The sequence below is a fragment of the Bacillus cereus group sp. BfR-BA-01316 genome (assembly GCF_022664195.1).
Taxonomy (GTDB): Bacteria; Bacillota; Bacilli; order Bacillales; family Bacillaceae_G; genus Bacillus_A.
On sequence record NZ_JAKUGX010000017.1, the window covers coordinates 1 to 26,455 of the forward strand.

Sequence of the window (26,455 nt, forward strand, 5' to 3'; positions counted from 1 at the left end):
AGCGTTCATCCTGAGCCAGGATCAAACTCTCCAATAAAGTTAGTTTGTCTAGCATCTAAAAATAAAAATTGACGTTCACGTTGTTTGTTTCGTTCAGTTTTCAAAGAACTAAAAGCGGGTGAAGAGAATCGAACTCTCGACCAGAGCTTGGAAGGCTCTTGTTTTACCACTAAACTACACCCGCGTGGTCGGGAAGACAGGATTTGAACCTGCGACCCCCTGGTCCCAAACCAGGTGCTCTACCAAGCTGAGCCACTTCCCGTTATGGCGCGCCCGAGAGGAGTCGAACCCCTAACCTCTTGATCCGTAGTCAAACGCTCTATCCAATTGAGCTACGGGCGCTTATTCATGATGTTTTTTCGTCGTTGTATTTTGGCGACTCAATTATCTTATCATACTATATTTTCAAATGCAAGTACTTTTTTAAGATTTTTTCGATGCGGCCGAGAGGACTTGAACCTCCACGGGGTTTCCCCCACTAGGCCCTCAACCTAGCGCGTCTGCCGTTCCGCCACGACCGCGCGGAAAAAACAAAAGTGAGCCATGAAGGATTCGAACCTTCGACCCTCTGATTAAAAGTCAGATGCTCTACCAACTGAGCTAATGGCTCGTAAATGGCTGGGCTAGCTGGATTCGAACCAGCGCATGACGGAGTCAAAGTCCGTTGCCTTACCGCTTGGCTATAGCCCATCGAAACAGTTATCTTCTTTTCAAAGACAAATGTTATTGTACCATAATGACCAATAAAAAACAACTGCCATATAGCAGAAGTTAAAATGGCGGTCCCGACCGGGGTCGAACCGGCGATCTCCTGCGTGACAGGCAGGCATGTTAACCACTACACCACGGGACCATTTGGTTGCGGGGACAGGATTTGAACCTGCGACCTTCGGGTTATGAGCCCGACGAGCTACCGTACTGCTCCACCCCGCGATAATATTATTTATATAATTTATATGGTGGAGGATGACGGGATCGAACCGCCGACCCCCTGCTTGTAAGGCAGGTGCTCTCCCAGCTGAGCTAATCCTCCGAAGTGGTGACCCGTACGGGATTCGAACCCGTGTTACCGCCGTGAAAGGGCGGTGTCTTAACCACTTGACCAACGGGCCAATATGTATGGCAGAGAAGAAGGGATTCGAACCCTCGCACCGCGTTAGCGATCTACTCCCTTAGCAGGGGAGCCCCTTGAGCCACTTGGGTACTTCTCTGTATGGCTCCGCAGGTAGGACTCGAACCTACGACCGATCGGTTAACAGCCGATAGCTCTACCACTGAGCTACTGCGGAATAATGAAGACAATTTGTATCTTATAAAAATTCTCATCGTAAGTCAAGAAGTTTTTTCACAACGTCTTGCGCAAACGTGACATGTTTATAATATACTGGATTGCGTTTTCACTGTCAAGATGTTTTCACTACCAGTTTTAGTTGTCCTTTACACTTTCCACATACATATCTTTGTGTATTTATTTGACGTCTTCTTACATATTGAAACGAACACCCCATACATTCATACATAGAAACTTTCGTTTCCTCCTCACTAATCATTCGTTTACAAAAACGTGGTGCACCTACTTTCTTTAATAACTCACGAAAATCTCTATCTCGATGCTTATACCCTTTTCCTGTGATATGTAAGTGATAATGACAAAGTTCATGTTTAACAATCCCGACTAGCTCTTCTTTACCATATATTTCGTAATATCGATAATTCAATTCTATATTATGATTCTTCAATAGATAGCGCCCACCAGTTGTACGTAACCTACTATTAAACATCGCTTTATGTAAAAACGGCATTCCAAAGCATTGTAACGATACCTCTTCCACTAACCTCTGAATTTCTTGCTCATCCATTCTCATTCCTCCTAAACTAAAAAATATTTTTACACTTTTCTCCCTTCTTATACATATAGTAAATAGTACATATACCCATCCTCATTCAAGAAGCGTGATTTCTAAAAATGCAGCATTGCTAGAAATCCACTCACCAACCTCTCATCAAAGTTACCTTAACTAAAAGGAGCTACTTTTTTGAGAGCAGGATTAAACAAGGAGGGATTCCTATGCCCACGTGGCTAAAGAAACAAATGCAACGTGCATATTTTGAGAAAAACCGGTATCAAATCAAGTTACTAAATGAATGCTGGTTTTATTATAGTAAAATACATCAAAGCTCATAATCAATTAAACTTTCCAGTTCATAAAAAAAAAGAGCAGTTTCATCTGCTCTCTTTTCTTACTATTCAATCGGTAACATTGATAATGCAACACGACCTTTTTTCGTATCAATATCATCTACCCATACCTTTACAATTTGTCCCACGGATACAATATCTAATGGATGCTTTACAAATTGTTTGCTTAGTTTAGAAATATGCACTAAACCATCTTGCTTCACACCAATATCAACAAAGGCACCGAAATCAACAACATTGCGGATCGTTCCCTCTAATTCCATACCACGCTTTAAATCTTCTAATTTTAAAATCCCCTTTTTCAAAAGTGGCTTTGGCAACTCATCCCTCATATCTCGTTCCGGGCTAATTAAAGCATCCATAATATCAACTAATGTTGGCTCACCAATCTCCGTCTCTTGAGATAATTTAGAAATATCTACTCCTTCTAAACTCTTTTGCAAGTTTGGTTTCCCCACATCACTCTTCGATAACCCTAAGCTCTTTAATAGTAATTCAACATTTTTATATTGTTCTGGATGAATCCCTGTGCGATCTAATGGATTCGCTCCTTCTAATATACGTAAAAACCCGATACATTGTTCATATGTTTTTGCACCTAAACGCGGTATTTTCTTTAACTCAGTTCGCTTCGTGAATTTCCCATCTTCCTCACGCTTAGCTACAATATTTTTCGCAACTGTTTTTGATAACCCCGAAACATATTGCAACAATGCAACTGAAGCTGTATTTACATTAACACCAACTCGGTTAACTGCCGTCTCTACTACAAATGTTAATGATTCATTTAATCTCTTTTGAGATACATCATGTTGATATTGTCCCACTCCAACAGATTTAGGGTCAATTTTCACAAGCTCTGCAAGTGGATCTTGTAGACGTCTCCCAATTGAAACAGCACTTCTTTCTTCAACCTGTAAATTCGGAAACTCCTCGCGAGCTACATCAGATGCGGAGTACACACTAGCACCCGCTTCATTTACAATAATGTAAAATACATCTCGTTCTACATTTTGTAATACATCTACTATAAATTCTTCCGTTTCCCTCGAAGCTGTACCATTTCCAATCGCTATCATTTCAACTTCATATTTATCTATAATTGAAATGATTTTCGTTTTTGCATCCTCATATTTACGAGCAGGCGGATGCGGATAAATAACATCTATGTGAAGAACTTTTCCTGTATCATCTACTACGGCTAATTTACAACCGGTTCTATATGCTGGATCCACCGCTAACACAACTTTCCCTTTCATCGGAGGTTGTAATAATAAATTACGTAAATTCTCAGAGAAAATATGAATCGCTTGTTCTTCGGCCGTTTCCATTAATTCTTTACGAATTTCTCTTTCTATTGAAGGTTGAATTAATCGCTTATATCCATCTTCCATCGCTAATTGTACATAATGCGCACTTTTAGAAGCTTCATCAAGAATCATTCTTTTATGTAAAAACTGAAGAATTTCTTCAATTGGCGTGATAACAGAAACTCTTAATACGTCTTCCTTTTCACCACGATTCATAGCTAGTACACGATGCGGCACTACTTTTTGCAACGGTTCTTCATAGCCATAATACATTTCATATATATTCTTTTCATCTTTTTCTTTATCTTTTACAGATGAAGACATAATCCCTTTTCGGAAAGTAGTATTGCGAATCCAACTACGATATGCCGCATTATCCGAAACAAGTTCCGCAATAATATCTTGCGCACCTTGCAACGCATCTTCTGCAGACGCCACTTCCTTTTCTGCATTAACAAATTCCATAGCCTTCTCTGCTGGATTTTCTTTTTTATATAATAATAGCCACTCAGCTAACGGTTCTAATCCTTTTTCTTTAGCAATTGTAGCTTTCGTTCTTCTTTTTTCTTTATATGGACGATATAAATCTTCTACTTCTTGAAGTTTTGTTGCAGCAACAATATGACGACGCAACTCTTCGGTTAGTTTACCCTTTTCACCAATAAGACGAAGAACCTCTTCTTTCCTATCTTCTAGTTGCATCATATATTGCCATCTTTCTAAGATTGCACGAATTTGCACCTCATCTAGGGACCCTGTCCATTCTTTTCGGTAACGAGCGATAAATGGAACTGTGTTACCTTCTTCTGTTAATTGAATAACATGACGAACTTGCTTTTCTGTAAAGCCTAATTCTTTCACTAACATTTTCATTAACCCTTGTCGATTATCTACCATTTCCATATCCAACCGTAACCTCCTCTATAATAAAAAAAAGTTGCCCTGTAAAGAGAGCAACTTAAACTGCCGATTTAAAAATCTATTAGTCCTAAACTAATTTGTAACGCTTCATCTACACGACTCATCATCACTTCATCCAAATGAGTGATTTTGTCCGTTAAGCGTTGCTTATCGATTGTTCGAATCTGCTCAAGTAAAATAACAGAATCCCTCTCAAAACCGTACTTTTTCGCATCAATTTCCACATGAGTGGGTAATTTCGCTTTTTGAATCTGTGCAGTAATAGCCGCTACAATCACAGTCGGACTAAAACGATTTCCGATGTCATTTTGAATGACAAGAACCGGACGAACGCCTCCTTGCTCAGAACCAACAACTGGGGAAAGGTCTGCAAAATACACGTCGCCGCGTTTTACAATCAAAATATTACCCCCCGCTAACTAAGCGTTCTACTGTATGAGCTGCTTCATACTCTGCTAAGAAAGCTTCAGATGCAATACCAAGATTAATTTTTCCCATTTCAATGTACCCACGTCGCATTGATTCATGTTGGTAGCGTTTCTTCGTCTTATGTTGACGCAATAACAGTTGTGTTGCCTGGCAAATTAGTTCATGGCGATTCTTATTCTCTTGTTTTCCAATTCCGTCCAATTCCGTTACCATTTGCTTTGGCAACCGAACCACGATTTCAGTAGTTACACTTGATTCGGACACAAAAATACACCTCCACCGTCAACTACACACCCAAATATATATATGACACCTATTGTAATAATACCATTGTATGGAGCCTGTTGCAAAGACTTCCTTATTCCTTGCTTATGTTTTCCAATTCATAAACAAAACATTCATCGTCTTTTACTTTTTATCTCTTTCAAACAAGAAATACAGCAATCCTTTCCGCAACATTTCATTGTAACTTATATTAATAACAATTATAAAAAGAAGCTCCCTAGCAGAAAAGGGCCTATTTTCCATTAGCGAAAATCCCCTAAATGACGAGATGCTGAGCAATAATACCTTCTTCTATATATCGTTCAAATAATTGATTACTTCTACAACTTTACCGTGTCGTATAAATATTCTCGGTATACGGAAGCTTATCGTTGCAATAATCTCATAATTAATAGTCCCGGAATATTCAGCAACCTCGGTAGCACTAATATACTCATCACCTTGTCTCCCAATGAGTGTAACTTTCGTACCAAGTGGCACTTCACAAGGAAGATGTATCATGAATTGATCCATTGTCACTCGCCCTACAATCGGTACTCTTTCACCGTTTACAAGTACTTTAAACCCTTGCAATCTTCTAAGCCAGCCATCTGCATATCCAATTGCAACTGTCGCAATCCATTCTTCAGTTCTCGTTCGGTATGTGACATTATAACTAATCCCATCTCCTTTAATCACTTGCTTAATATGAGCAACTTTCGTATGAAGTGACAACGCCGGTTCCAATTTAAATGGTAAAAAAGGACGTATTTCTACAGATGGGGATAATCCATACATTGCAATACCAACTCGCACCGCATTAAATGTAATCCCTTGAAACCTTAACGTTGCGGCGCTATTGGCTGTATGGACAAATTTAGGATTCACTCCAAATTCTTTCAACCAACTTAGCTGCTGCAAGAATGTATTATATTGCTTATCAAAGTAAGAAGTCTCAACCTCATCCGCTGTTGCAAAATGCGTATATACTCCTTCCAACTCTAAAAATGGCGCACCTTCTAAACTCTTTAAGAACCCTTTTAATTCTTTGCGTTCACGTATTCCGATTCTCCCCATACCACTATCAAAATTAATATAGAATTTCATTATTGATGAACCATCCCAGAGCTTTATCGCTTCTTCCACCCATTCTTTTTGAAAAACAGTTAATGCTACATCATTTTCAGCAGCTACATTTACATCACGGGACGGGGAAGGACCTAATACTAAAATCGGTGCAGTAATACCAGCCCTCCGAAGCACTAAGGCTTCATCTAAAAAGGCAACTGCTAATCTTGTTGCTCCTGCTTCTAATGCAGTTTTAGCCACCGGCACATAATCGTGCCCATATGCATTCGCTTTAACTACAGCAAAAATCTCTACATCACTTGGAATAGACTCTTTAATATGTGTAACATTGTTATAGATCGCATCTAAATCCACTTCCACCCAAGTGTCACGGTAAAACGGTGCTTCTTCCATAAATACACTTCCTTATACACGATATGCGAAGCTTATTCTTTTATATGCTTCTTTTGTGAAATCCACCTTCAAACTAAGAAAAGACGTGGTGCACATATATCACCACGTCTAAGAAGTTTACTTCACCTGCTTCGCTGTAACCGAACGAGCAACCATCAACAACTCATTCGGCTCTAAACCTTTAGACACAAGCATATATTCCACTCCGTTATGCGACCACGTTACAGAGTCTTTCGTCAATGCACCAATCGTGAAACCAAGATCAACCGGCTCTCCACTTACACTTACCGCCGATGAGGCCTCTGCAACTTTTGCCTTTTCTTGTATTAAAGTAAAGGATTTCTCACTTCCAGTATATGTGAGTATTGCACGCTTGCCGCTGTCTGTCTTCAACTCTTCTTCCTCTTTCAAAGTCATGCCTTGCGGCGTATCACGTGGATACAAAATAGCAAACGGTTTGTCTTCTTTCGCTGCCGTCTGAACATCCACTTGTGCTCTAGACATATTTTGCTTCGTATCAAATGCACCTTTATCAAACTTTGCATCAAACTTTACTTTAGTGAAATCTACTTTTACAAGGACATTTTGATCATTATCCATCAGTTTCACAGAAACTGGTGTTAAATCACTTTTATTCAGCTTAATTTCTTGTTTCGGCAACATATTTTGATGTTGATAATTTGTTTTTGTTTTAAATACATAATACTTATCTGTTTTCTCGAAAGAGAGATTTTTCTTATCTTGCAAAATATCTCTTACCAGTGATTCATATAAATAAGCCTGGCTACTATTTTGCGGCCAATCACTTTGAAAACGGAAACTCTTATTAAGCGCCGGTGTTAATACAAATACACCTTCATCATTTCTTAAAATAATTTGACTCTGATCCTTTTTCGCATTCTGCAAATTCACACGATAATACGAAGGTTCTTTATGCCAAATTTCTACATTGTACTCCTGAGGCTCATTTCCTGTTTTAATAGATAATTTCGCTTCAGCTTGATAACTCTTCATACTTTTAACTTTCGCTTCTAAATCTCTCACAACATCTTCCTGTTTCTTTTCCATACAACCCGCCAACACAAAAACGGTCAATAAACCGACAAGAACTAAAAACAGACGCCTTTTCATCACTTCAGCCCCTTTGCCCCTATAAATGAATGGAAGATATGCCTTCCTTATCGCTACCTCAAATATATGAGACAAAGATATAAAATATGCAGACTAGCGTGACGAGCTTTCTAAAACAACTTGAGCAACAGCAAATTCTTTACTATGACTAATTGATAAATGAACAATATGCTCTGTATTTGTAATAATAATCGGTTTACCTCTATCATCATTCCTTACTTCAATATCTAAAAAACTCACTTCTTTCCCGATACCGGTCCCTACCGCTTTAGAATACGCCTCTTTTGCTGCAAATCTTCCAGCTACAAATTCTGTAAGACGACTTCCTTTCAGTCCCTCGGCAACACCACGTTCTCTTTCAGTTAAAATACGTTCCATAAATTTAAGCTTTCCATCTAGCATTTTTTCAATTCGATTTAACTCAATAATATCGATCCCAATCCCTACAATCATTTCAAAATCCCCTTCTTCTATTTAACTTTCTTCATTCATATTGTAAGAATAACAGAGAATCTTTCTGATGCAAAAGGAGTGATACTAACAACATGCTAATACCATCCACTCGCATTTCCCTACAACCAATTATCATCTCTTTACTTCTTATACAATTAGTCATGATTATATTGAGCGACTTTTCCCTCTTTCACCTGGCAGCCTACAATGAATATATCGCTAAAGGAGAATGGTGGCGTGTCATAACTTCCTTACTTGTACACGTAGACTTACAACATTTTCTTTCTAATAGTATTTGTTTATTTGCACTTGGTTCTTCTATTGAAAAACAACTAGGACACTTTTCTTTCATCATTATTTTTTTCCTTTCTGGCATTCTCGGGAATATTTCTTCTTATATTATTATGCCTCTTGAATATATTCACGCCGGAGCATCTGGTGGTATTTTCGGATTACTAGGCGCCCAATTATTTTTATTGTATAGTCGATATCGTTCTTCAAAACCAAGAGACATCGCTATTTTTTCAATAACGATACTTATATTACTACTATTTACTTTCTTTAATCCCTCTGCCAATCCTATAAGCCATTTAACAGGACTGATCATCGGCGGCATGTGCACCCCTTTTTTAATAAAGTGAAACTTTAATCAGTGGGGTTGGTCCATCCCCCACTGATTATTAGTTGAACCAATCGGGCTTTTAAGGGCAGTTGATCTCCCACCTAATTCCCTCGCATTCGCCGGATTTTGAGGTGGGAGTCTTACCGCCCGCAAATAGCGGGACAAAAAAACCGATGGCGCAGAGCTTATTTAATATAGAAGCTCGCACCATCGACAATTTCCACATCTGTTTGTTTACTTAACTCTCTCATTAGTTGAAATAAAGACTCGTCCTTTTTCTTCGCCTCAATCATACAATCAATTTGCGGAACACTCCCCTTTATCTTTTTCAAAAAAGATAAGAAGGTATCTACATCAATAAAATCCGCATGTGCTCTCGGGTCTTTTCCATCTCTAGGACTAGAGATGTGCATTTTAACTGGTAACAAAGACGATTCCCACGTATGTACAACACGTGCCCAATCTTCATGCCAATCTTCCTGGTCATTATTCATCATATGATGGTGCAAATCAAACACGACTGGAATGTCTAATTTCTCACCTAAATACAATGTTTCTTCTAAAGAAAAGGTCGTGTCATCATTTTCTAATATAATCATCTCTTGAATACCTCTTGGAACAGTTGACCAATTTTCTATAAAGCGTTCTAATGCGAGCTCCTTATCGTTATAACCTCCTCCCACATGTAATACACATCGTTGCTTATGTTCAATTCCCATACCCTTTAACATTTTTTTGTGCATCTGCAATGCCTTTACAGATTGTTTGAAAATACTCTCCTCAGGTGAATTTAGCACAACAAAGTGATCTGGATGGAAATCAATTCGCATATTCATACGAATTGCATATCCACCTAATTCTTTCAGATTTTCTTTTAAAGGACGAATATAGTTCCAATCTAACAACTCCTCATGATTCGCTAAAGGAATAAGCTTGGAACTAAGTCGAAAGAAAGATATATCATGCCCTTTATTATGCTTTAATAACCGTAAGCAATTTTCCAAATTCGAATTAGCGATTCTTTCGAGTTTACGAATCGCAGCCTCTCGATCATCAATCCGTTGAAACTGTGCATATGTCATCGTTTGAGATGGAGAAGCATTCTTCAAATGCACACTCATCGCAACATACCCAAGTCTTACAAGCATATAGCACCTCATTTCTATACGAGTTATTATGTAGTATGCACAATTATAGAAATAAAAAAAGAGAATGCCAGCAAAGGGCATTCTCTTTTTTATTAAGCTTGTGGACGGCTATGATGTTTTCTTTCGCCGCGTCCATTTGAAGATCCAGGGCGACCTTCACCTTTACGACCACGGTTACCATCACGGCTACCACCATCACGGCTACCACTACCACCATCACGATTGCGATCACGGTTACGACCATCGCCACTTCCGCGTCCATCACGATTGCGATCACGGTTACGACCATCGCCACCGCCGCGTCCATCACGACTACGATTACGGTTACCATCACGGTATCCACTTCCGTTACCACCGTTACCACCGCGTTTTTTAGAACCGCCACCTCTTGAAACAACTGGTGGTTCGGATGTTAAAGCGATTGGAGTTGTATCTGGCTCTTTTGTCATCATTTTTAAAGCAGCAGCTACTACTGTTACAGAGTCATTCTCTTCTAACATTTCTTCTGCAATACGCTTGTAGTATGATAAGTTATCACTTTCAATTGTGCTTTGAAGTTTTTCAGCGATTAAACGTTGTTGACCTTCTAATGCCTCGTCAAGTGTCGGTGCTTCCATACGATCAACCTTACGTTTTGTTGTACGCTCGATATTTTTTAATTGTCCTGATTCACGTGGTGTTACAAATAACATTGCAATACCTTTTTTACCTGCACGGCCAGTACGACCAATACGGTGAACGTATGATTCTGGATCTTGTGGGATATCGAAGTTGTATACGTGTGTTACGCCTGAAATATCAAGACCACGTGCAGCAACGTCTGTTGCAACAAGAACTTCAATAGCACCTTCTTTAAATTTACGTAATACAGACATACGCTTCGCTTGTGTTAAGTCACCGTGAATACCTTCTGCTGCATAACCACGTAAGTTTAATGCTTCTGATAATTCATCAACACGACGCTTTGTACGACCGAATACGATTGCAAGCTCTGGAGATTGAATATCTAGTAAGCGTGTTAACACGTCAAACTTTTTCTTTTCTTGCACTTCTAAATAGAACTGCTGAATGTTTGGCATTGTTACTTCTTTTGCTTTTACTTTAATGTGTTGAGGCTCAGTCATGAAACGCTCAGCAATACGACGGATTGGATCTGGCATTGTCGCTGAGAATAATAATGTTTGATGTGTTTCTGGCACATCTGTTAAAATTGCTTCAATATCTTCAATGAAGCCCATGTTTAACATTTCATCCGCTTCGTCAAGAACAACAGTCTCTACGTTTTGTAAGCGAAGTGTTTTACGGTTAATATGATCTAAAATACGACCCGGCGTACCAACAATAATGTGTGGGTGTTTTTTTAGAGCACGAATTTGGCGGTTAATATCTTGACCACCATAAATTGGTAGAATACGAACACGTTTATGTTTACCAAGTTTGTATAGCTCTTCTCCAACTTGAATTGCTAATTCGCGCGTTGGCGCGATAACAATACCTTGAACTGCTTCTTTATTTGTATCCACTTTATCTAATAGTGGTAATCCGAATGCTGCTGTTTTCCCTGTACCTGTTTGCGCTTGCCCAATAATATCCTTACCTTGCAATGCATATGGAATTGTTTCAGCTTGAATCGGCGTAGCCTCTTCAAAGCCCATGCTTTCAACAGATTGCAGTAAAGACTCACTTAATCCTAATTCTCGAAATGTTGTCAATGTTACTTCTCCTTTTCTATCCTATACTTATCATTTAAAAAAAGGCGTTTTCCGAACTTGCGGAAAAGCCCTTTTCCTGAATACTCACGTATATAACCGGGCGTATATTCTTCACGAAAATACTTCTAAACGTTATTCACTTTATCAATTATAAGTTTTGTAGGTGTAAAAAGCAAACCCCAACTGTTACCTTATTTCATATTCAGAGCTTTTTTCTTTACTTTTATTTTTTTATCATTTACTGTAAGCGCTTATTATAAGTTTTCACTATTTTCGTAACTATCATCCCTATTTATATACACCAATTATTTCAACATCGTAATTACTTCTTCTAATTTCATGCCGCGAGATGCTTTTACTAATACAACATCTTTGGTACCGACTACTGCTTGCAACTCTTTTATTAACTCTTCTTTACTATCATACGCTTTTACACGGTCTTTAGGGAAATTAATTTTTGCACCTTCAGCAATTTGAGCCCCTAATCTACCATATGTGAATACATATGAGATTTTTGCTGGATCAATTAATTTACCTACTTCATAATGAAATTGCACTTCTTGATTTCCAAGTTCTAACATATCACCAAGTACAACAATTTTTTTAGCAAATCCATCTAAACCATTCATTAGGTGGAACGCAGCTTCCATAGCTGTTGGACTAGCATTATAAGCATCATTGATAATTGTTAAACCACTATCTGTTTTTACAATTTCCATACGCATACCTGTCATTTGAAGTGTTACTAAACCCTTTTTCATTTCTTCCCACGTTACACCAAAATGTTTTGCAATTGCCATTGAAGCAAGCGTATTATATACATTATGCTTTCCTAGTACTGGCAGATAGAATGACAAAGTTTCATCCCTGTTCATCTTAAAGTGTGTCCCAGTAGCCTGTAATGTTACAGTAGTTGGATAATAATCATTTGCTCTCGCATCACCAAATGTAACTGTTTCAGCTGCTAAATTCATTTCTGGAACACGATTCGTTAATAGCGGCTCATCTCCATTATATACGAACACGCCACCCTTTTGTAAACCTGTAACAATTTCTAACTTCGCTTCAGCAATCGCCTCACGAGAGCCTAAATCCATTAAGTGTGCCTCACCAATGTTCGTGATAATAGCTGCATTAGGACGAGCTAACTTAGATAGAAATTCAATTTCTCCTCGGCTTGACATGCCCATTTCTAATACAGCTACTTCTGTATTTTCCTCTAAATTTAAAATAGTAAGAGGTAAACCGATATGGTTGTTGAAATTACCTTCTGTTTTTTGAACTTTAAATTTAGTCGCAAGAATACTTGTTACAATATCTTTCGTAGATGTTTTACCATTACTACCCGTTACACCAACAACTTTTACATCCAATTGATCACGATAGTTTTTCGCTAACATTTGCAATGCCGCTAGTGTATCTTCTACAAAAATAACTGGAAGGTTTTCAGGTGGGTTTTCTACATCTTTCATCCATAATGTAGCAATCGCCCCGTTTTCAACAGCTTTATCTACAAAAGCATGTCCATCGAAACGTTCACCTTGAATCGGAACATATAAATTTCCTTTTTCAATTTCCCTCGTATCAATAGACACTCCTTGTATAGTAATTCCCTCATACTGCTCTGCTAATCCAGTACCGTTTATCATCTGCTCTACTTGTTTTAACGTTCGATTTATCATGAAAACACTCCTTACATAGAGGAAGCACTATTCCTTCGAATAGTGCTTCCTCCTTTTTTGTTAGATTGTATATTTAATTTTTTGTTTTTCTTCGTGACGCTCAATCGCTAAGCGAATTAGCTCTTCAATTAATTCCGGATACGGTAACCCTGTATGTTGCCATAATAGAGGGAACATACTAAACGGCGTGAATCCTGGCATTGTGTTTACTTCGTTAATATATACTTCTCCATCTTTCGTTAAGAAGAAATCAGCTCGTGTTAAGCCCGAACCATCCAATGATTGGAATGCAATAATTGCATCTCGCTTAATTACATTAGACTCTTCTTCTGTCATTTCAGCTGGAATAATTAACGCTGTATCACCATCGATGTATTTCGATTTGTAATCATAAAAATCTTTTTTCGGTACAATTTCACCTACAACAGAACATTTCGGCTCATCATTACCTAATACACCAACTTCTACCTCACGACCTACAATATTTTCTTCTACAATAATTTTACGGTCAAATTGGAATGCCTCTTCGAATGCATTCTCAAGCTCTTCACGATCGTTACACTTATTAATACCAACACTTGAACCAAGGTTTGCTGGTTTTACGAAGCAAGGATATCCTAATACTTCTTCTACTTTTTCATACGCTGTTTCACGATCTTTTTCCCATGCGCTACGAATGAAAGATGCATATTTCGCTTGTTTCAATCCAGCTTCTGCAAAGATATTTTTCATAACAACTTTATCCATACCAGCAGCTGATGCTAATACACCGTTACCTACATATGGAATGTTTAGTAATTCTAATAACCCTTGTACTGTTCCATCTTCACCATTCGGTCCATGTAATAATGGGAAAATAACATCAATCGCATCTTCTTGTTTAGAATTTGCAGTTGGGATAATTTCTGTACTTAATGATACAGGGGAGATAGTATTTTCTTCCCCACTCATTTGTAACGCCTCAACATTTGTTACTTCGCCTTCAATACGCTCTCCACGCATCCATTGGCCTTGCTCTGTAATATAAATTGGATGAATCTCGAATTTATCTTGATTTAATGCTTTAATAGCAGCAAGAGCCGTTTGTAACGAAACTTGATGCTCAGCTGATTTTCCACCGTATAATAAACCTAATTTAATTTTTGTCACTGAAATCACCCTAACCAATTGTTTTCATTTTTCTATTTTAGCACTTTTTATAAAAATAGGTAGTTCCTATTTGAAATAAAATGTAACTTCCACAAATAATTAAATGATACCACTTATTGGTTTTCTACACTTTTTCTATTTCCTTTTCTTCATATACTACACAAAATTAAATTTTAAAATGAAATTGCAATCTAATCTAGTTATGTACCTAAAATATGTAGAAATCCCCTTTTTGTGTATGTCATCTATTTTATTAAGAAGATTGTTTGGTCAGTGTGTCTTTTTGCCTTTGTTCAACGAGACGATCTAAAGAAACATATACAATACCTGCAACTACACATCCTATAGCTAAAATTGTAAATAAGAGATGACCAAGTAATCGATCTAATAAAAACCCTCCAAGAAGTGGACCGAATGCACTTCCTGTAATCCACTGCAAACTTGCCGCTCCCATATAAGTTCCTCTCAAATGCTCAGGGGCTAAATTCGCTACAAATGTCATCTGTACAGGCGACATAATCATCTCGCCTAACGTATATATGGCATAAACGAACATTAACGTCATTAAAATGATTGTAGCATTTGTATCAAATTCTCCAAACCACTTCGGTAACCATCCTATAAAAAACAAACCAATTCCAAACAAACACGCTCCGTACAACATCGTTTTTCCGACAGGTTTATCTGTCGCCCATTTTGAAATTTGAAATTGAAACAAAACAACTAATAGACCATTTAATGCCATTAAATATGGGTATGGATTGTTAGTTCCAAAAATATTCTTCATTTCGTTATCAAAGTGAAGAGGTAACATACCTTCTGTTTGAGAAAATCCCATAGAAATAACAATACCCGCTAACAAATAAATCATTAACGCCTTATCTCGCATTAAAATTTTCCAAACTGCTCCGGATTCTTTCTCTTTATTTCTTTCCGTTATATCCGTAATTTTCGGCATTGTTTCTTTAATAAGTACTAACACAAGTAGTGCATAAAACAGCATGGCAGACGAAGCGATAATAAACACGAGGTTCTTCGATAAAACAACTACTGATGCCCCCATTATCGGCCCAATTGCAGCACCAATATTGTGTCCCATTCGTAATAAACCATATGCTTCTGTTCTTTTTTCTGGCACCGTTACATCCGCAACCATCGCTGATGCAGCTGGATGAAATAGCGAATTACTCAACCCTAAAAAAATAGATAAAATAGCGTATGGAATAAATCCTTCGATAAATAAAAAACCGAGCATTAATAATGCATTACTAGCCATTGAAAATACCATAATTGGCTTTCTTCCATATATATCAGCTATTCTTCCGCCTATAAGCGAGCCAAAGCTTGCAGCAATTGGAGAAAGCGCCATAATAATCCCAACTTGTAATAAAGAATCTACCTTATCTTTTAAATATAGTGCAAAAAAAGGCATTAACATCATCATCGCAATTCCGTTCAAAGTCTCACCGATAAATCGAATCCATACGTTACGATCCATCTCTCTTAGCTCACGCCATGTATTTTTCACATTTTCACCCCTTTAGTTCGCCAACAATTATCTTATAACATATTCAGAAAAATGTAAATTTTCAAAATAAAAAATCCATTCTAACAGAATTAGAATGGATTTTTCCACTTATAAATTTGCTACATCTTCTTCTTTTTTACTATTACTTAAAGCACTATGTTTTCGGCTATATAAAAAGTAAACTGCTATACCAATAACCATCCATACCCCAAAACTAATCCACGCTGTTCCGGATAACTGAAGCATTAAGTATAAACAAAAAATTACCGTTAACGCTGGTAAAAATGGTACAAGAGGCGCCTTAAATGCCCTTGGTAAGTCAGGATGAGTTCTTCTCAGGACAATAACCGCAACTGCTACAAGTGCAAAGGCTGACAATGTCCCCATATTTACAAGGTGTGCTAAAACATTTAAATCAATTAATCCTGAAATAAGTGCTGCAATAATCCCCGTTGTCCATGTATTTAAAAATGGTGTTTTAAATTTCGGATGAACTTTAGCAAGACGCTTCGGCAACAGCCCATCTCGGCTCATCGCATACGAAACACGAACTTGCCCATACATCATAACTAGCATTACAGTTGTAATCCCTGTAATTGCTCCTACCGAAATTACTCCCGCTAAACTATCTTGTCCAATAAATTGAAGTGCAAAGGCAACTGGATCTGATATATTTAGCTGTCCGTATGGAACAATTCCTGTCAAAATAAGTGAAACAACGATATAAAGAATAGTACAAATTAATAACGATGCGATAATGCCGATTGGTAAATCACGTTGCGGACGTTTCACTTCTTCTGCAGCTGTTGAAACTGCATCAAATCCTATGAATGCGAAGAATACTGTAGCAGCTCCAGCCATTACACCATCTAAACCAAATGGCATAAAAGGCGCCCAATTTTCAGGTTTCACATAATTAAAACCAGCAAAGATAAAGATAAGAACAACCGCTATTTTAATAAATACCATGATATTATTTATTCGTGCACTTTCACGAACACCTCTAGATAAAAGAGCTGTCATAACTAGAATAATTAGAACTGCAGGTAGATCAATTATTCCACCCTTTCCTGTACCAGGGGCCGAGGAGAGAATGGTCGGGATATGAATCCCAAATCCCTTTAATAACGATTGAAAATACGCTGACCATCCATTGGCTACAGCAGATGTAGCTAATAAATACTCGAGCATTAAATCCCATCCAATTAAGAATGCAAATACTTCTCCCATCGTCGCATACGTGTACGTGTACACACTCCCTGAGACAGGAACTGAAGAAGCAAATTCAGCGTAACAAAATGCAGCAAAGGCACAAGCTAATGCAGCTATAGCAAATGATAATATAATAGCTGGTCCAGAATGTTTCGCTGCTACAACGCCAGTAAGAACAAAAATACCAGTTCCAACAATTGCTCCGATTCCAAGCATTGTTAAATCAAGTGCCCCTAACGTTCTCGATAATGTCTTTTGTTTACTTTCTTGCAGTAACGTTGAAATCGGCTTCTTTTGAAAAATTTGCTTCATACTGTGCTCCTCCATGATTTTAGTTTTCCGAAAATTTAATTTACTTTTTTCATTTTACCCACGGTATGTTTTTTAGTCAATACTTTTGTCGGAATAAACAGAAAACTATTAAGATACGCGCTATACCCTTATCATTCTTTCTATAAAAAGATTCACACAATCATATCTATATATCTTTTCATAACTGTTTTTGGTATTATTATACATGTCGATTCCACAAAAGAGGCATGCTCCTTTATTGAGCATGCCTCTTTTTACTTATTTCACAGTATATGAATCCTCTTCAATCCAGCTATACATGTACTTTTCATCTTCCGTCTCATGTGCTTGTTTTACAATACGAAGCGGACGGAATGTATCTATCATAACAGCCAGTTCAAGTGTCTCTTTCTTCCCTATACTCGCTTCTGTTTTTCCAGGATGCGGCCCATGAGGAATGCCGCTTGGATGAAGCGTAATAGAACCTTCTTCTACACCTTTTCGGCTCATAAAGTTACCTTCTACATAGTACAGTACTTCATCACTATTCACATTACTATGATAATATGGTGCCGGAATAGATTCTGGATGATAATCGTATAAACGCGGTACGAAAGAGCAAATGACGAAATTATGCCCTTCGAATGTTTGATGTACTGGTGGTGGCTGATGAATACGACCTGTAATTGGTTCAAAATCCTCCACATTAAAGACCCACGGATATAAATAACCATCCCACCCAACAACATCTAGCGGATGGTGCCCTAAAACATGCTTATGCATATAACCTCTCGACTTTGTCATTACGACAAACTCACCTTTTTCATCATATGTCTCCAATTTCTCCGGTCCACGCATATCTCTTTCACAAAACGGACTATGTTCTAACAATTGCCCATATTCATTGCGATAGCGACTTGGTGTTGTAATTTGGCTATTTGCCTCTACAACAAGAAACTTAGTCTCTCCCTCATCTGGAATAACACGATAAATCGTTCCAATTGGAATTGTTACATAATCACCTTTTCTATAGTGAATCGTTCCAAACATCGTTTCAATTTTTCCTGTTCCATAATGAACAAATAACATTTCATCGCCATCACCATTACGGTAAAAATAATCCATTTTTTCTGTTGGACTCACTACTCCAATTAATAAATCCTCATTCCCAAGCATAAAATTTCTTCCGCTTACTGCATCACCAGTTTTTTTATTTTCTTTCGTACGGAAGTGGCGATGAGCAAGAAAGGCATCCTCTTCATACTGTAACTGACAAGAATGCGATAATGCCGCATGCCCTACTTCTGTTGGCATATAATGATGATACAAAATAGATTGGGTACCAGAGAAACCTTTTGTCCCCATTACCTGCTCACGATAAAGCGATCCATCTTTTTTACGAAATTGTACATGTCGTTTATGAGGTAGCTCCCCCATGTGACGATAAAACATGCCCATCACCTGCTTCCATTTCTTTTTTGATTGTATTACGTAACGTACCTAAACCAGTAATCGACAGCTCTACAACATCTCCATCTTGTAGCCACTCTTCTGTACCAAGTTCTAAAATACATCCTGTTCCTACTGTCCCAGAACCAATCACATCTCCTGGATATAACGTAACGTCTTCCGAAGCACGTTCAATCATTTCAGCGAATGTATAATAAATATCTTGGAAATTTCCTTTTGATAACAGTTGCCCATTTACATGAGTAGTCATCTCTAAATCATAACGATCACCATTACGATAAACGTCTAATTCCTCTTTCGTAACGAGATACGCTCCTAATGAAGTTGCAAAGTCTTTCCCTTTCGCTGGGCCAAGCCCTACTTTCATTTCTGTTGCTTGTAAGTCCCTTGCACTCCAGTCGTTCATAATGCAGTACCCAAAAATATATTCTTCCGCTTGCTCACGAGGAATGTTTCGTCCTTCTTTCCCAATTACGCAAGCAATCTCTAACTCATAATCAATTTTTTTAGACTTCTTCGGACCAATAACAAAATCATCTGGTCCAATAACAGCACGGTGGTTAGTAAAATAAAAAACCGGGATATCATACCATTCAGGTACAACATCTAGCCCTCTTCTCCCGCGGGCTGTTTTTACATGCTGTTCAAATGCATAAAAATCTCGAATGCTACTCGGATTAGGAATTGCCGCTGCTAATTGAACTTCCTCTAAGGAATATATACCCTTTTCAGGATTCCTAATATTACGCAATATTTCTACATACTCATCTGCTTTCTCTAAAAAGGCGAACATAGAAGAAGGTAATTGTCCATCACTCGCAAGATTCATATCGATTACTTTGTCACCTTCAAGCCATCCAACTCGCATTTCTTTCGATGGGAGACGAAATGTAACAAATTTCATCATGATTCCTCCCTATGAAAATGAAATTTCCACCAACAAAGGAACTCTTGCTGGTGGATACAAATTTTATAAATTTCCGCGACGCTCTTGTTCTCTTTCAATTGATTCGAATAACGCTTTAAAGTTCCCTTCGCCAAATCCACGAGAACCTTTACGTTGGATGATTTCAATAAATAGAGTTGGACGATCTACAATTGGTTTCGTAAAAATTTGCAATAAATAACCTTCTTCGTCACGGTCTACTAGAATCTTCAATTCTTTTAATTTATCAATTTCTTCATCAATTTTCCCCACCCGTGCAGTTAACTCATCGTAATACGTATCTGGCGTATCTAAAAACTCAACACCATTCGCACGAAGCACTTCAATTGTTTTTACAATGTCACTTGTTAATAAAGCGAGATGCTGTACACCTGCTCCGTTATAGAACTCTAGATATTCTTGAATTTGTGACTTTCTTTTTCCATCTGCTGGTTCATTAATTGGAAACTTAATACGGCTTCCATTCGTCATAACTTTTGACATTAATGCCGAATACTCTGTGCTAATATCGTCATCATCAAAGTGAATCATTTGTTTAAATCCCATGACGTTCTCATAATAACTAACCCATTCTTCCATTTTCTCAACGTTACCAACGACATGGTCTACAGCAATTAAACCGGATTCTTCAAATGGAATATTGAACTCTATCTTTTGAAATCCTGGCATGAATGTTCCTTTATAATTTTTACGCTCTACAAGCGTGTGAATTGTATCACCATACGTACCAATAACTGCTTTTTTCAATGTACCGTCCTCATCTGTTAACTCTTCAGGAGGAGCAATTGCGACGGCACCACGTTTTACTGCTTCCGAATATGCTTTATCAACATCGTCAACAAGTAATGCTACATCTTTCACGCCATCACCATGAGTCTTTACAAACTCCGCGATGCGATTATCGCTACTTAAAGCTCCGGACACAACAAAACGCATATTTTTTTGCACAAGAACATAAGATACCTTTTCACGGTTTCCAGTTTCTAATCCAGAGTAAGCAACAATTTTGAATCCAAATGCTCTCGCAAGGTAATAACTTGATTGCTTTGCATTTCCTACGTAAAATTCCAAATGATCTACATCACGTACTGGAAAAAAGTCCTCCATTTGTGCAGCTAGCGTATCCATAGATTTTTGTTTCATAACATCTTCATCCCCCTGTAAATAGATTAAATGGTCCATAATTAAACCTAATCGAAAACGCTTCCAATGTTCATTAATAGAAATTAGTTAGCAAGCTAACAAATTCTGACCTTTAAAGTTTTCTATCTTTTCTGTCAAATTCCTCTTTTTTTCTTACATATAAAATTCGACCTTTTTCTCTTTAAAATACAGTGAAACTTTAATCAGCGGGCTTTTGCGAGATAAGAGGATAACATTAATACTTGAGGGGATATATGAGAGGAAAACAAAAAAGACTCCAACATATTAACTATTTACTAATATGCTAGAGTCTTTATTTTTTTAGAATAATGGTACGTACGGTGTATAAAAACTTATTGTTATCAATATTCATCATACTAATACATTTGTAAGGAATATAATAAACGCTGTCAATACTGCAGCTCCACTTGCTGATCCTAAAATATCCATTTTTGTTACTTGTAATACTTGTTCCTTGTTCATATTCCTCATTCTCCCTTCTCTTGTTTTTGTTACAAAACTTTTATTATACTAATACACTTGAAAGAAATACGATTAATGCTGTTAATACTACTGCTCCGCTTGCTGATCCTAAGAAGTCACCTTTTGTTACATTTAATACTTGCTCGTTGTTCATAATTTTCATTCTCCCTTCTCTTATTTTTGTTACAAAACTTCTATTATACTAATACGCTTGAAAGAAATACGATTAATGCTGTTAATACTACTGCTCCGCTTGCTGATCCTAAGAAGTCACCTTTTGTTACATTTAATACTTGCTCGTTATTCATAATTTTCATTCTCCCTTCTCTTATTTTTGTTACAAAACTTCTATTATACTAATACGCTTGAAAGAAATACGATTAATGCTGTTAATACAACTGCTCCGCTTGCTGATCCTAAGAAGTCACCTTTTGTTACGTTTAATACTTGCTCGTTGTTCATAATTTTCATTCTCCCTTCTCTTATTTTTGTTACAAAACTTCTATTATACTAATACGCTTGAAAGAAATACGATTAATGCTGTTAATACTACCGCTCCGCTTGCTGATCCTAAGAAGTCACCTTTTGTTACGTTTAATACTTGCTCGTTGTTCATATCATTCATTCTCCTTTTTTATAAGTTATCTATATGTAATTTCCAAAAAATGATTATTTCATAGTTTTCACGTTAACGTTACATTGAAATTAATTACGTAATGTTTGTAACATTAATGTAACATAACTATTATTACGTTGCAATATAATTACGTAAATTTTATTACACTTTTTTTACGTTTTTTTAAATAAACACTCAAAAACCTTGTTTTAATGCATTTTCTACTACAATCATGTTTGTAACACTAGTGTAATATTACGGTCATAAAGCGAAATGTAATATTATTCATCTCTATTTTGTTACAAAACAAAGTGGAACTTTAATCAGTGAGGGTTCCATTCCCTATGATTATTCCCCCCACCAATCGAGCTTTTACTGGCAATTAATGCGGGATAAAATACTATCTTTCCAAGATAAGTTTATATGTTTCCTCTATATAACTATGTATAATGGAAACAAAGAGGTGGTCATTTTGAAATTAATCGCACTAGATATGGATGGTACACTACTATCATCTAATCTTGAAATCTCCAAAGAAAACTTACAAGCTATCCAAACCGCAAAAGAAGCTGGTCATATTGTAATGATTTGTTCTGGCCGTGCAAAAGAGGATGCTTTGAAATTATTGGAAGAATATCAACTATCTCTTCCAGTTGGAGCAAGCAATGGGGCAATTGTTTATGTGGACGGAAAAGTAATTAACTCGCGTTGTTTACAAAATGATAAGGTATACAAGCTTGCAAAATTACTAGAATCTGAAGGTTTCCCATATAAGTTGTACACAAATAAAGGGGTTTATTCTCCTTATACATGGCAAGGTCAAGTCATGCAGGCATTCGAAGAAAACAAACATACACTAGATGTTACACTTGAGGAACTTGAAAGAATTACAGAAAAACAAAAGAAATCTAACTTAATTACTGATTTCCAAAAAATCGAAGATGTCGTAAATAATCCAGAATTAGAAATATCTAAATTCTTCATTTTAACATTTGATGCTGCTCATCGTTCACAGCTATTACAAACTTTACAAGAAGATACGGACATTTCAGTTACGGCATCAGCTCCTACTAATGTAGAAATTATGGATAAGCATGGCCATAAAGGCAATGGTTTGCAAGAAATGGCAGCTTATTTCAATATACCAATTGAAGATACTGTTGCAATCGGCGATAACTTTAATGACGTGCCAATGTTACAAGTTGCTGGCTTATCAGTTGCAATGGGAAATGCCGAAGAAGATGTAAAAAAACTATGTGACGTTGTAACATTAACAAACAATGAACATGGTGTTGCTCATGCAATCGAGCAATTTGTATTGAAACAACCTTCATCTAGTAAATAAAAAAAAGGACTCTTTCACTTTTTGAAAGAGTCCTTTTTTTTACACATGGTGACAAGCAACAAAATGATCTTCACCCACATTACGGAATTCTGGTACATTCGTTTTACAAATATCTGTAGCAAAGGGGCAGCGTGTATGAAACCGGCAACCTGACGGCGGATTTGCCGGACTTGGAATATCCCCTTCTAAAATAATCCGTTCTCGCTTAACCGTTGGATCCGGTATTGGCACTGCTGATAATAATGCTTTTGTATATGGATGAAGTGGATTCGCAAATAACTCATCACGTGGTGCTGTTTCCACAATAGTTCCTAAATACATAATTCCAATTTTCGTACATAAATGCTCCACAACACTTAAATCATGTGAAATAAATAAATAGGATAATCCCTTTTTCTCCTGTAATTCACTAAATAAATTAATGATTTGCGCTTGAATAGATACATCTAATGCCGCAACAGGCTCATCAGCCACAATAAATTCTGGATCTAATACCATTGCTCTTGCAATAACGATACGCTGACGTTGCCCTCCGGAAAACTCATGAGGGTACCGGTCAATATGATACGGAGCTAAACCACATAACTCCAGTACCTCTATCACTTTTTCGCGGACATTTTCTTTCGTTGCTAGTCCGTGAGCCAACATCGGTTCCCCAAGTGCTTCTCCAATTCTCATTCTTGGATTTAATGAGCTAAATGGATCTTGAAAGACGAGCTGCATATTAGGACGATGCTTTCTCAGCTCCTCTTTTGATAAAGCATGAACATCTTGACCTTTAAATTTCACTTCACCTTCTGTTTTTTGAACGAGACGGAGAAGTGTTTTCCCTATCGTCGTTTTCCCACTTCCAGACTCTCCTACAAGGCCAAACACTTCTCCTTTATCAATTGTAAAGCTTACCCCATCTACCGCTTTCACATGTCCAATCGTTCTACTAAATACGCCGCCCTTAATCGGAAAATACGTTTTTAAGTTCGTCACTTCTAATAATGGTTCACTCATTGCCCAGCACGCTCCTCATATAACCAACAAGCTACTTTATGATCCTCATCATGCACATTAAAATTTGGCGCTTCATTTTTGCATATTTCCATGCAATGCTCACAACGACCGCTAAAGTAACAAAACTCATCTAAGCCAACTAAATTCGGAACTTGCCCTGGAATAGAATAAAGTTTATCTGTTCGTTTCCCCATTACTGGTTTTGATTTTAGCAACCCTTTCGTATATGGATGTTTAGGATTTTGAAATAGCTCTACTACTGGAGCTTCTTCAATGACTTTACCACCATACATAACAACAACGTAATCGGCCATTTCCGCTACAACACCTAGATCATGTGTAATTAATAAGATAGACGTTTTAAATTCCTCTTTTACTTGTCTTAATAAGTCTAATATTTGCGCTTGAATCGTAACATCCAGAGCTGTTGTCGGTTCATCTGCAATTAATAACTTTGGATTACAACTAAGTGCAACAGCAATCATAATACGTTGTAACATGCCACCGCTTAGTTCGTGCGGATAAGAATGGACAATTTCATCAGCACGAGCAATACCGACTTTACGAATTAATTCAATTGCTTTTTTGTATGCTTCGTTTTTGCTAAGTAGTTCATGCTCTCTTAACGGCTCAACAATTTGCTCTCCAACAGTGAAGACTGGATTAAGCGATGTCATCGGTTCCTGGAAAATCATCGCGATATCATTTCCTCTTAAACTACGAAGTTCTTTCTCTTTCATTCCTAAAAGGCTTTTTCCTTCATAAAGAATATCGCCACCAACGATACCGCCAGATTCAGCAATAAGTCCCATAATAGATAAGGCCGTTACACTTTTCCCGCAACCTGATTCGCCTACTACACAAACTGTTTCACCTTCCCGAACTGAAAAGCTAACATGATTGACAGCCTTTACTGTACCTTCTTCCGTCTGAAAGTGTGTTTGTAAATCCTTTAGCTCTACTACTGCTTTACTCATGCTTCCTCACCTACCGCTTCATCTTTGGATCTAATGCATCACGAAGTGCATCGCCCAGTAAATTAATTGATACAACTGTTATAAAGATTGCAAAACCGGGCGGGATCCATAACCACGGACGCTTTTGGAAATCGATTAATGAATTTGCTGCACTAATCATATTTCCCCACGATGGTGTAGGTGGAACGACACCAAGACCTAGATAGCTTAGTGCAGACTCTCCTAATATAGAACCCGCAACACCTAATGTTGATACAACAATTAATATTGGTAAAACATTTGGGATTAAATGATATACAATTTTGCGGTAATCTTTTATTCCTAACACATCAGCAGCCTGCATAAACGATTGTTCTCGAAGCGATAAAATTTGCCCCCGTACGAGACGGGCAAGTCCTGGCCATCCTACTAAACTTAAAATAATCATAATGACATAAAGACGATAATCAGATGGTACTTTCCATTCTGATAAAATAGCACCCATTATAATAAGTAACGGTAATCCTGGCATCGACATTAAAATATCGGCAAGGCGCATTATAATATTGTCGACGATACCACGGTAAAAACCTGCAATAGCTCCTAATAAAGCTCCTAGTATAACTGATAAAACCATTGAAGCTAAGCCAATTGTTAATGAAATCCGCCCCGCTTGCATAAGCCTTGTTAAAATATCCCTTCCTAATTGATCTGTACCAAGCCAATGAGAAAAACTAGGTGGTTTGTTAATTAGCGCAACTTGTATTTTTCCGGATGCATACGGTGAAAAGAATGGACCGATAAAACAAAATAAAAACATAAAAACTAATGCATAAAACCCTATAAGTGCCATCTTATTTTTCTTTATCCTTTTAAAAGCTTGCCTCCACGGTGATGATTCATTCCGTCTTTTCTTTTTTGCTTTTTTCTCTGTAATTGCTGTAACAGTTTCCATCT

At 37.4% G+C, this 26,455-nt stretch carries 27 protein-coding genes and 12 tRNA genes; 3 read left to right on the forward strand and 36 right to left on the reverse strand.

All coding sequences use genetic code 11. The features are described 5' to 3' along the window. Positions 1-113 precede the first annotated feature (113 nt). From MR071_RS14205 to MR071_RS14265, 13 genes are all read right to left on the reverse strand, one after another. A tRNA-Gly gene (locus MR071_RS14205) sits at positions 114-184 on the reverse strand. A gap of 1 nt (position 185) precedes the next feature. Beyond that, a tRNA-Pro gene (locus tag MR071_RS14210) sits at positions 186-262 on the reverse strand. A 3-nt stretch (positions 263-265) separates the two neighbouring features. Further along, a tRNA-Arg gene (locus MR071_RS14215) sits at positions 266-342 on the reverse strand. Between the two features lie 96 nt (positions 343-438). Further along, a tRNA-Leu gene (locus MR071_RS14220) sits at positions 439-521 on the reverse strand. A gap of 16 nt (positions 522-537) precedes the next feature. Next, positions 538-610: transfer RNA gene (locus MR071_RS14225), tRNA-Lys, on the reverse strand. Between the two features lie 5 nt (positions 611-615). After that, positions 616-690, reverse strand: a tRNA-Gln gene (locus MR071_RS14230). Between the two features lie 87 nt (positions 691-777). Further along, positions 778-853 (reverse strand) — tRNA-Asp (locus tag MR071_RS14235). Positions 854-856: 3 nt separating this feature from the next. Further along, positions 857-933, reverse strand: a tRNA-Met gene (locus MR071_RS14240). A gap of 24 nt (positions 934-957) precedes the next feature. Then, a tRNA-Val gene (locus MR071_RS14245) sits at positions 958-1,033 on the reverse strand. A 4-nt stretch (positions 1,034-1,037) separates the two neighbouring features. Next, a tRNA-Glu gene (locus MR071_RS14250) sits at positions 1,038-1,112 on the reverse strand. An 8-nt stretch (positions 1,113-1,120) separates the two neighbouring features. Beyond that, positions 1,121-1,211 (reverse strand) — tRNA-Ser (locus tag MR071_RS14255). 3 nt (positions 1,212-1,214) lie between these two features. Further along, a tRNA-Asn gene (locus tag MR071_RS14260) sits at positions 1,215-1,289 on the reverse strand. A 114-nt stretch (positions 1,290-1,403) separates the two neighbouring features. Beyond that, positions 1,404-1,859, reverse strand: a complete 456-nt coding sequence (locus MR071_RS14265; RefSeq protein ID WP_105587131.1) for a SprT family protein — start codon at positions 1,857-1,859, stop codon at positions 1,404-1,406. A gap of 209 nt (positions 1,860-2,068) precedes the next feature. Between MR071_RS14265 and cmpA the strand changes: the two genes are divergently transcribed. Next, positions 2,069-2,185 (forward strand): cortex morphogenetic protein CmpA, encoded by a 117-nt coding sequence (gene cmpA / locus MR071_RS14270; RefSeq protein ID WP_001143642.1) that lies wholly within the window; start codon positions 2,069-2,071, stop codon positions 2,183-2,185. A 59-nt stretch (positions 2,186-2,244) separates the two neighbouring features. Here cmpA and MR071_RS14275 read toward each other — a convergent pair whose 3' ends face one another. The 6 genes from MR071_RS14275 to acpS all read right to left on the reverse strand — a co-directional run bounded on the left by MR071_RS14275 (position 2,245) and on the right by acpS (position 8,190). After that, on the reverse strand, positions 2,245-4,413 hold the full coding sequence (locus MR071_RS14275) for a Tex family protein (RefSeq protein WP_142395910.1): 2,169 nt from the start codon (positions 4,411-4,413) through the stop codon (positions 2,245-2,247). A gap of 68 nt (positions 4,414-4,481) precedes the next feature. Next, the gene (gene ndoA / locus MR071_RS14280; RefSeq protein ID WP_000635965.1) at positions 4,482-4,832 is read right to left on the reverse strand and encodes a type II toxin-antitoxin system endoribonuclease NdoA; all 351 of its coding nucleotides are present in this window, start codon (positions 4,830-4,832) and stop codon (positions 4,482-4,484) included. Between the two features lie 4 nt (positions 4,833-4,836). After that, positions 4,837-5,124 carry an antitoxin EndoAI gene (locus MR071_RS14285; RefSeq protein ID WP_000004570.1) on the reverse strand — a complete coding sequence of 96 codons (288 nt, stop codon included), beginning with the start codon at positions 5,122-5,124 and terminating at the stop codon, positions 4,837-4,839. A 312-nt stretch (positions 5,125-5,436) separates the two neighbouring features. Beyond that, positions 5,437-6,606, reverse strand: coding sequence for an alanine racemase (alr, locus tag MR071_RS14290; RefSeq protein ID WP_242236542.1), 1,170 nt, complete (start codon positions 6,604-6,606; stop codon positions 5,437-5,439). Positions 6,607-6,723: 117 nt separating this feature from the next. Further along, on the reverse strand, positions 6,724-7,674 hold the full coding sequence (locus MR071_RS14295) for a LolA family protein (RefSeq protein WP_142395911.1): 951 nt from the start codon (positions 7,672-7,674) through the stop codon (positions 6,724-6,726). 156 nt (positions 7,675-7,830) lie between these two features. Continuing rightward, positions 7,831-8,190, reverse strand: coding sequence for a holo-ACP synthase (gene acpS, locus MR071_RS14300; RefSeq protein WP_002009969.1), 360 nt, complete (start codon positions 8,188-8,190; stop codon positions 7,831-7,833). A gap of 92 nt (positions 8,191-8,282) precedes the next feature. Between acpS and MR071_RS14305 the strand changes: the two genes are divergently transcribed. Further along, entirely contained in the window at positions 8,283-8,831 is a 549-nt protein-coding gene (locus tag MR071_RS14305; RefSeq protein ID WP_105587135.1) for a rhomboid family intramembrane serine protease, read from the forward strand. Positions 8,832-8,997: 166 nt separating this feature from the next. Here the strand turns inward: MR071_RS14305 and uvsE are convergent, their stop codons facing one another. From uvsE to MR071_RS14375, 14 genes are all read right to left on the reverse strand, one after another. Beyond that, entirely contained in the window at positions 8,998-9,960 is a 963-nt protein-coding gene (uvsE, locus tag MR071_RS14310) for a UV DNA damage repair endonuclease UvsE (RefSeq protein ID WP_105587136.1), read from the reverse strand. Positions 9,961-10,052: 92 nt separating this feature from the next. Next, on the reverse strand, positions 10,053-11,672 hold the full coding sequence (gene cshA / locus MR071_RS14315; protein WP_105587137.1) for a degradosome RNA helicase CshA: 1,620 nt from the start codon (positions 11,670-11,672) through the stop codon (positions 10,053-10,055). 305 nt (positions 11,673-11,977) lie between these two features. Then, positions 11,978-13,354: a UDP-N-acetylmuramoyl-tripeptide--D-alanyl-D-alanine ligase gene (gene murF / locus MR071_RS14320; protein ID WP_105587138.1), complete on the reverse strand. Its 1,377-nt coding sequence runs from the start codon at positions 13,352-13,354 to the stop codon at positions 11,978-11,980. A gap of 60 nt (positions 13,355-13,414) precedes the next feature. Beyond that, the gene (locus MR071_RS14325; RefSeq protein WP_105587139.1) at positions 13,415-14,503 is read right to left on the reverse strand and encodes a D-alanine--D-alanine ligase; all 1,089 of its coding nucleotides are present in this window, start codon (positions 14,501-14,503) and stop codon (positions 13,415-13,417) included. Between the two features lie 253 nt (positions 14,504-14,756). After that, positions 14,757-16,031: an MDR family MFS transporter gene (locus MR071_RS14330; RefSeq protein ID WP_105587140.1), complete on the reverse strand. Its 1,275-nt coding sequence runs from the start codon at positions 16,029-16,031 to the stop codon at positions 14,757-14,759. A gap of 108 nt (positions 16,032-16,139) precedes the next feature. Continuing rightward, positions 16,140-17,555, reverse strand: coding sequence for a branched-chain amino acid transporter BcaP (locus tag MR071_RS14335; RefSeq protein ID WP_105587141.1), 1,416 nt, complete (start codon positions 17,553-17,555; stop codon positions 16,140-16,142). A gap of 258 nt (positions 17,556-17,813) precedes the next feature. Further along, on the reverse strand, positions 17,814-18,986 hold the full coding sequence (locus tag MR071_RS14340) for a homogentisate 1,2-dioxygenase (RefSeq protein WP_105587142.1): 1,173 nt from the start codon (positions 18,984-18,986) through the stop codon (positions 17,814-17,816). After that, entirely contained in the window at positions 18,952-19,908 is a 957-nt protein-coding gene (locus tag MR071_RS14345; protein ID WP_242236544.1) for a fumarylacetoacetate hydrolase family protein, read from the reverse strand. The genes MR071_RS14340 and MR071_RS14345 overlap by 35 nt, the downstream gene beginning before the upstream one ends. A 66-nt stretch (positions 19,909-19,974) precedes the next feature. Beyond that, on the reverse strand, positions 19,975-21,093 hold the full coding sequence (gene hppD, locus MR071_RS14350; protein WP_105587144.1) for a 4-hydroxyphenylpyruvate dioxygenase: 1,119 nt from the start codon (positions 21,091-21,093) through the stop codon (positions 19,975-19,977). A 372-nt stretch (positions 21,094-21,465) separates the two neighbouring features. Then, positions 21,466-21,576, reverse strand: a complete 111-nt coding sequence (locus MR071_RS14355) for a DUF3948 family protein (RefSeq protein WP_105587145.1) — start codon at positions 21,574-21,576, stop codon at positions 21,466-21,468. Positions 21,577-21,619: 43 nt separating this feature from the next. Further along, the gene (locus MR071_RS14360) at positions 21,620-21,739 is read right to left on the reverse strand and encodes a DUF3948 family protein (protein WP_002074222.1); all 120 of its coding nucleotides are present in this window, start codon (positions 21,737-21,739) and stop codon (positions 21,620-21,622) included. A 34-nt stretch (positions 21,740-21,773) separates the two neighbouring features. Then, on the reverse strand, positions 21,774-21,893 hold the full coding sequence (locus MR071_RS14365) for a DUF3948 family protein (protein WP_002074222.1): 120 nt from the start codon (positions 21,891-21,893) through the stop codon (positions 21,774-21,776). Positions 21,894-21,927: 34 nt separating this feature from the next. After that, positions 21,928-22,038 carry a DUF3948 family protein gene (locus MR071_RS14370; RefSeq protein ID WP_001058532.1) on the reverse strand — a complete coding sequence of 37 codons (111 nt, stop codon included), beginning with the start codon at positions 22,036-22,038 and terminating at the stop codon, positions 21,928-21,930. Positions 22,039-22,081: 43 nt separating this feature from the next. Next, complete coding sequence (locus MR071_RS14375; protein ID WP_002009865.1) at positions 22,082-22,201, reverse strand: DUF3948 family protein; 120 nt, start codon at positions 22,199-22,201, stop codon at positions 22,082-22,084. 463 nt (positions 22,202-22,664) lie between these two features. On the opposite strand from MR071_RS14375, the gene MR071_RS14380 reads away from it, so the two are divergent. Next, a complete protein-coding gene (locus tag MR071_RS14380) occupies positions 22,665-23,537 on the forward strand; it encodes a Cof-type HAD-IIB family hydrolase (RefSeq protein ID WP_142395906.1) in 873 nt (290 codons plus the stop codon). A gap of 39 nt (positions 23,538-23,576) precedes the next feature. Here MR071_RS14380 and MR071_RS14385 read toward each other — a convergent pair whose 3' ends face one another. The 3 genes from MR071_RS14385 to opp4C are packed head-to-tail and all read right to left on the reverse strand — an operon-like array spanning position 23,577 to position 26,453. Further along, a complete protein-coding gene (locus tag MR071_RS14385) occupies positions 23,577-24,542 on the reverse strand; it encodes an ABC transporter ATP-binding protein (RefSeq protein WP_242236546.1) in 966 nt (321 codons plus the stop codon). Next, entirely contained in the window at positions 24,539-25,519 is a 981-nt protein-coding gene (locus MR071_RS14390; protein WP_105587148.1) for an ABC transporter ATP-binding protein, read from the reverse strand. Before MR071_RS14390 ends, MR071_RS14385 begins: the two co-directional genes overlap by 4 nt. A 10-nt stretch (positions 25,520-25,529) precedes the next feature. Then, positions 25,530-26,453 carry an oligopeptide ABC transporter permease gene (gene opp4C, locus MR071_RS14395; RefSeq protein WP_002063509.1) on the reverse strand — a complete coding sequence of 308 codons (924 nt, stop codon included), beginning with the start codon at positions 26,451-26,453 and terminating at the stop codon, positions 25,530-25,532. Between the last annotated feature and the right edge of the window lie 2 nt (positions 26,454-26,455).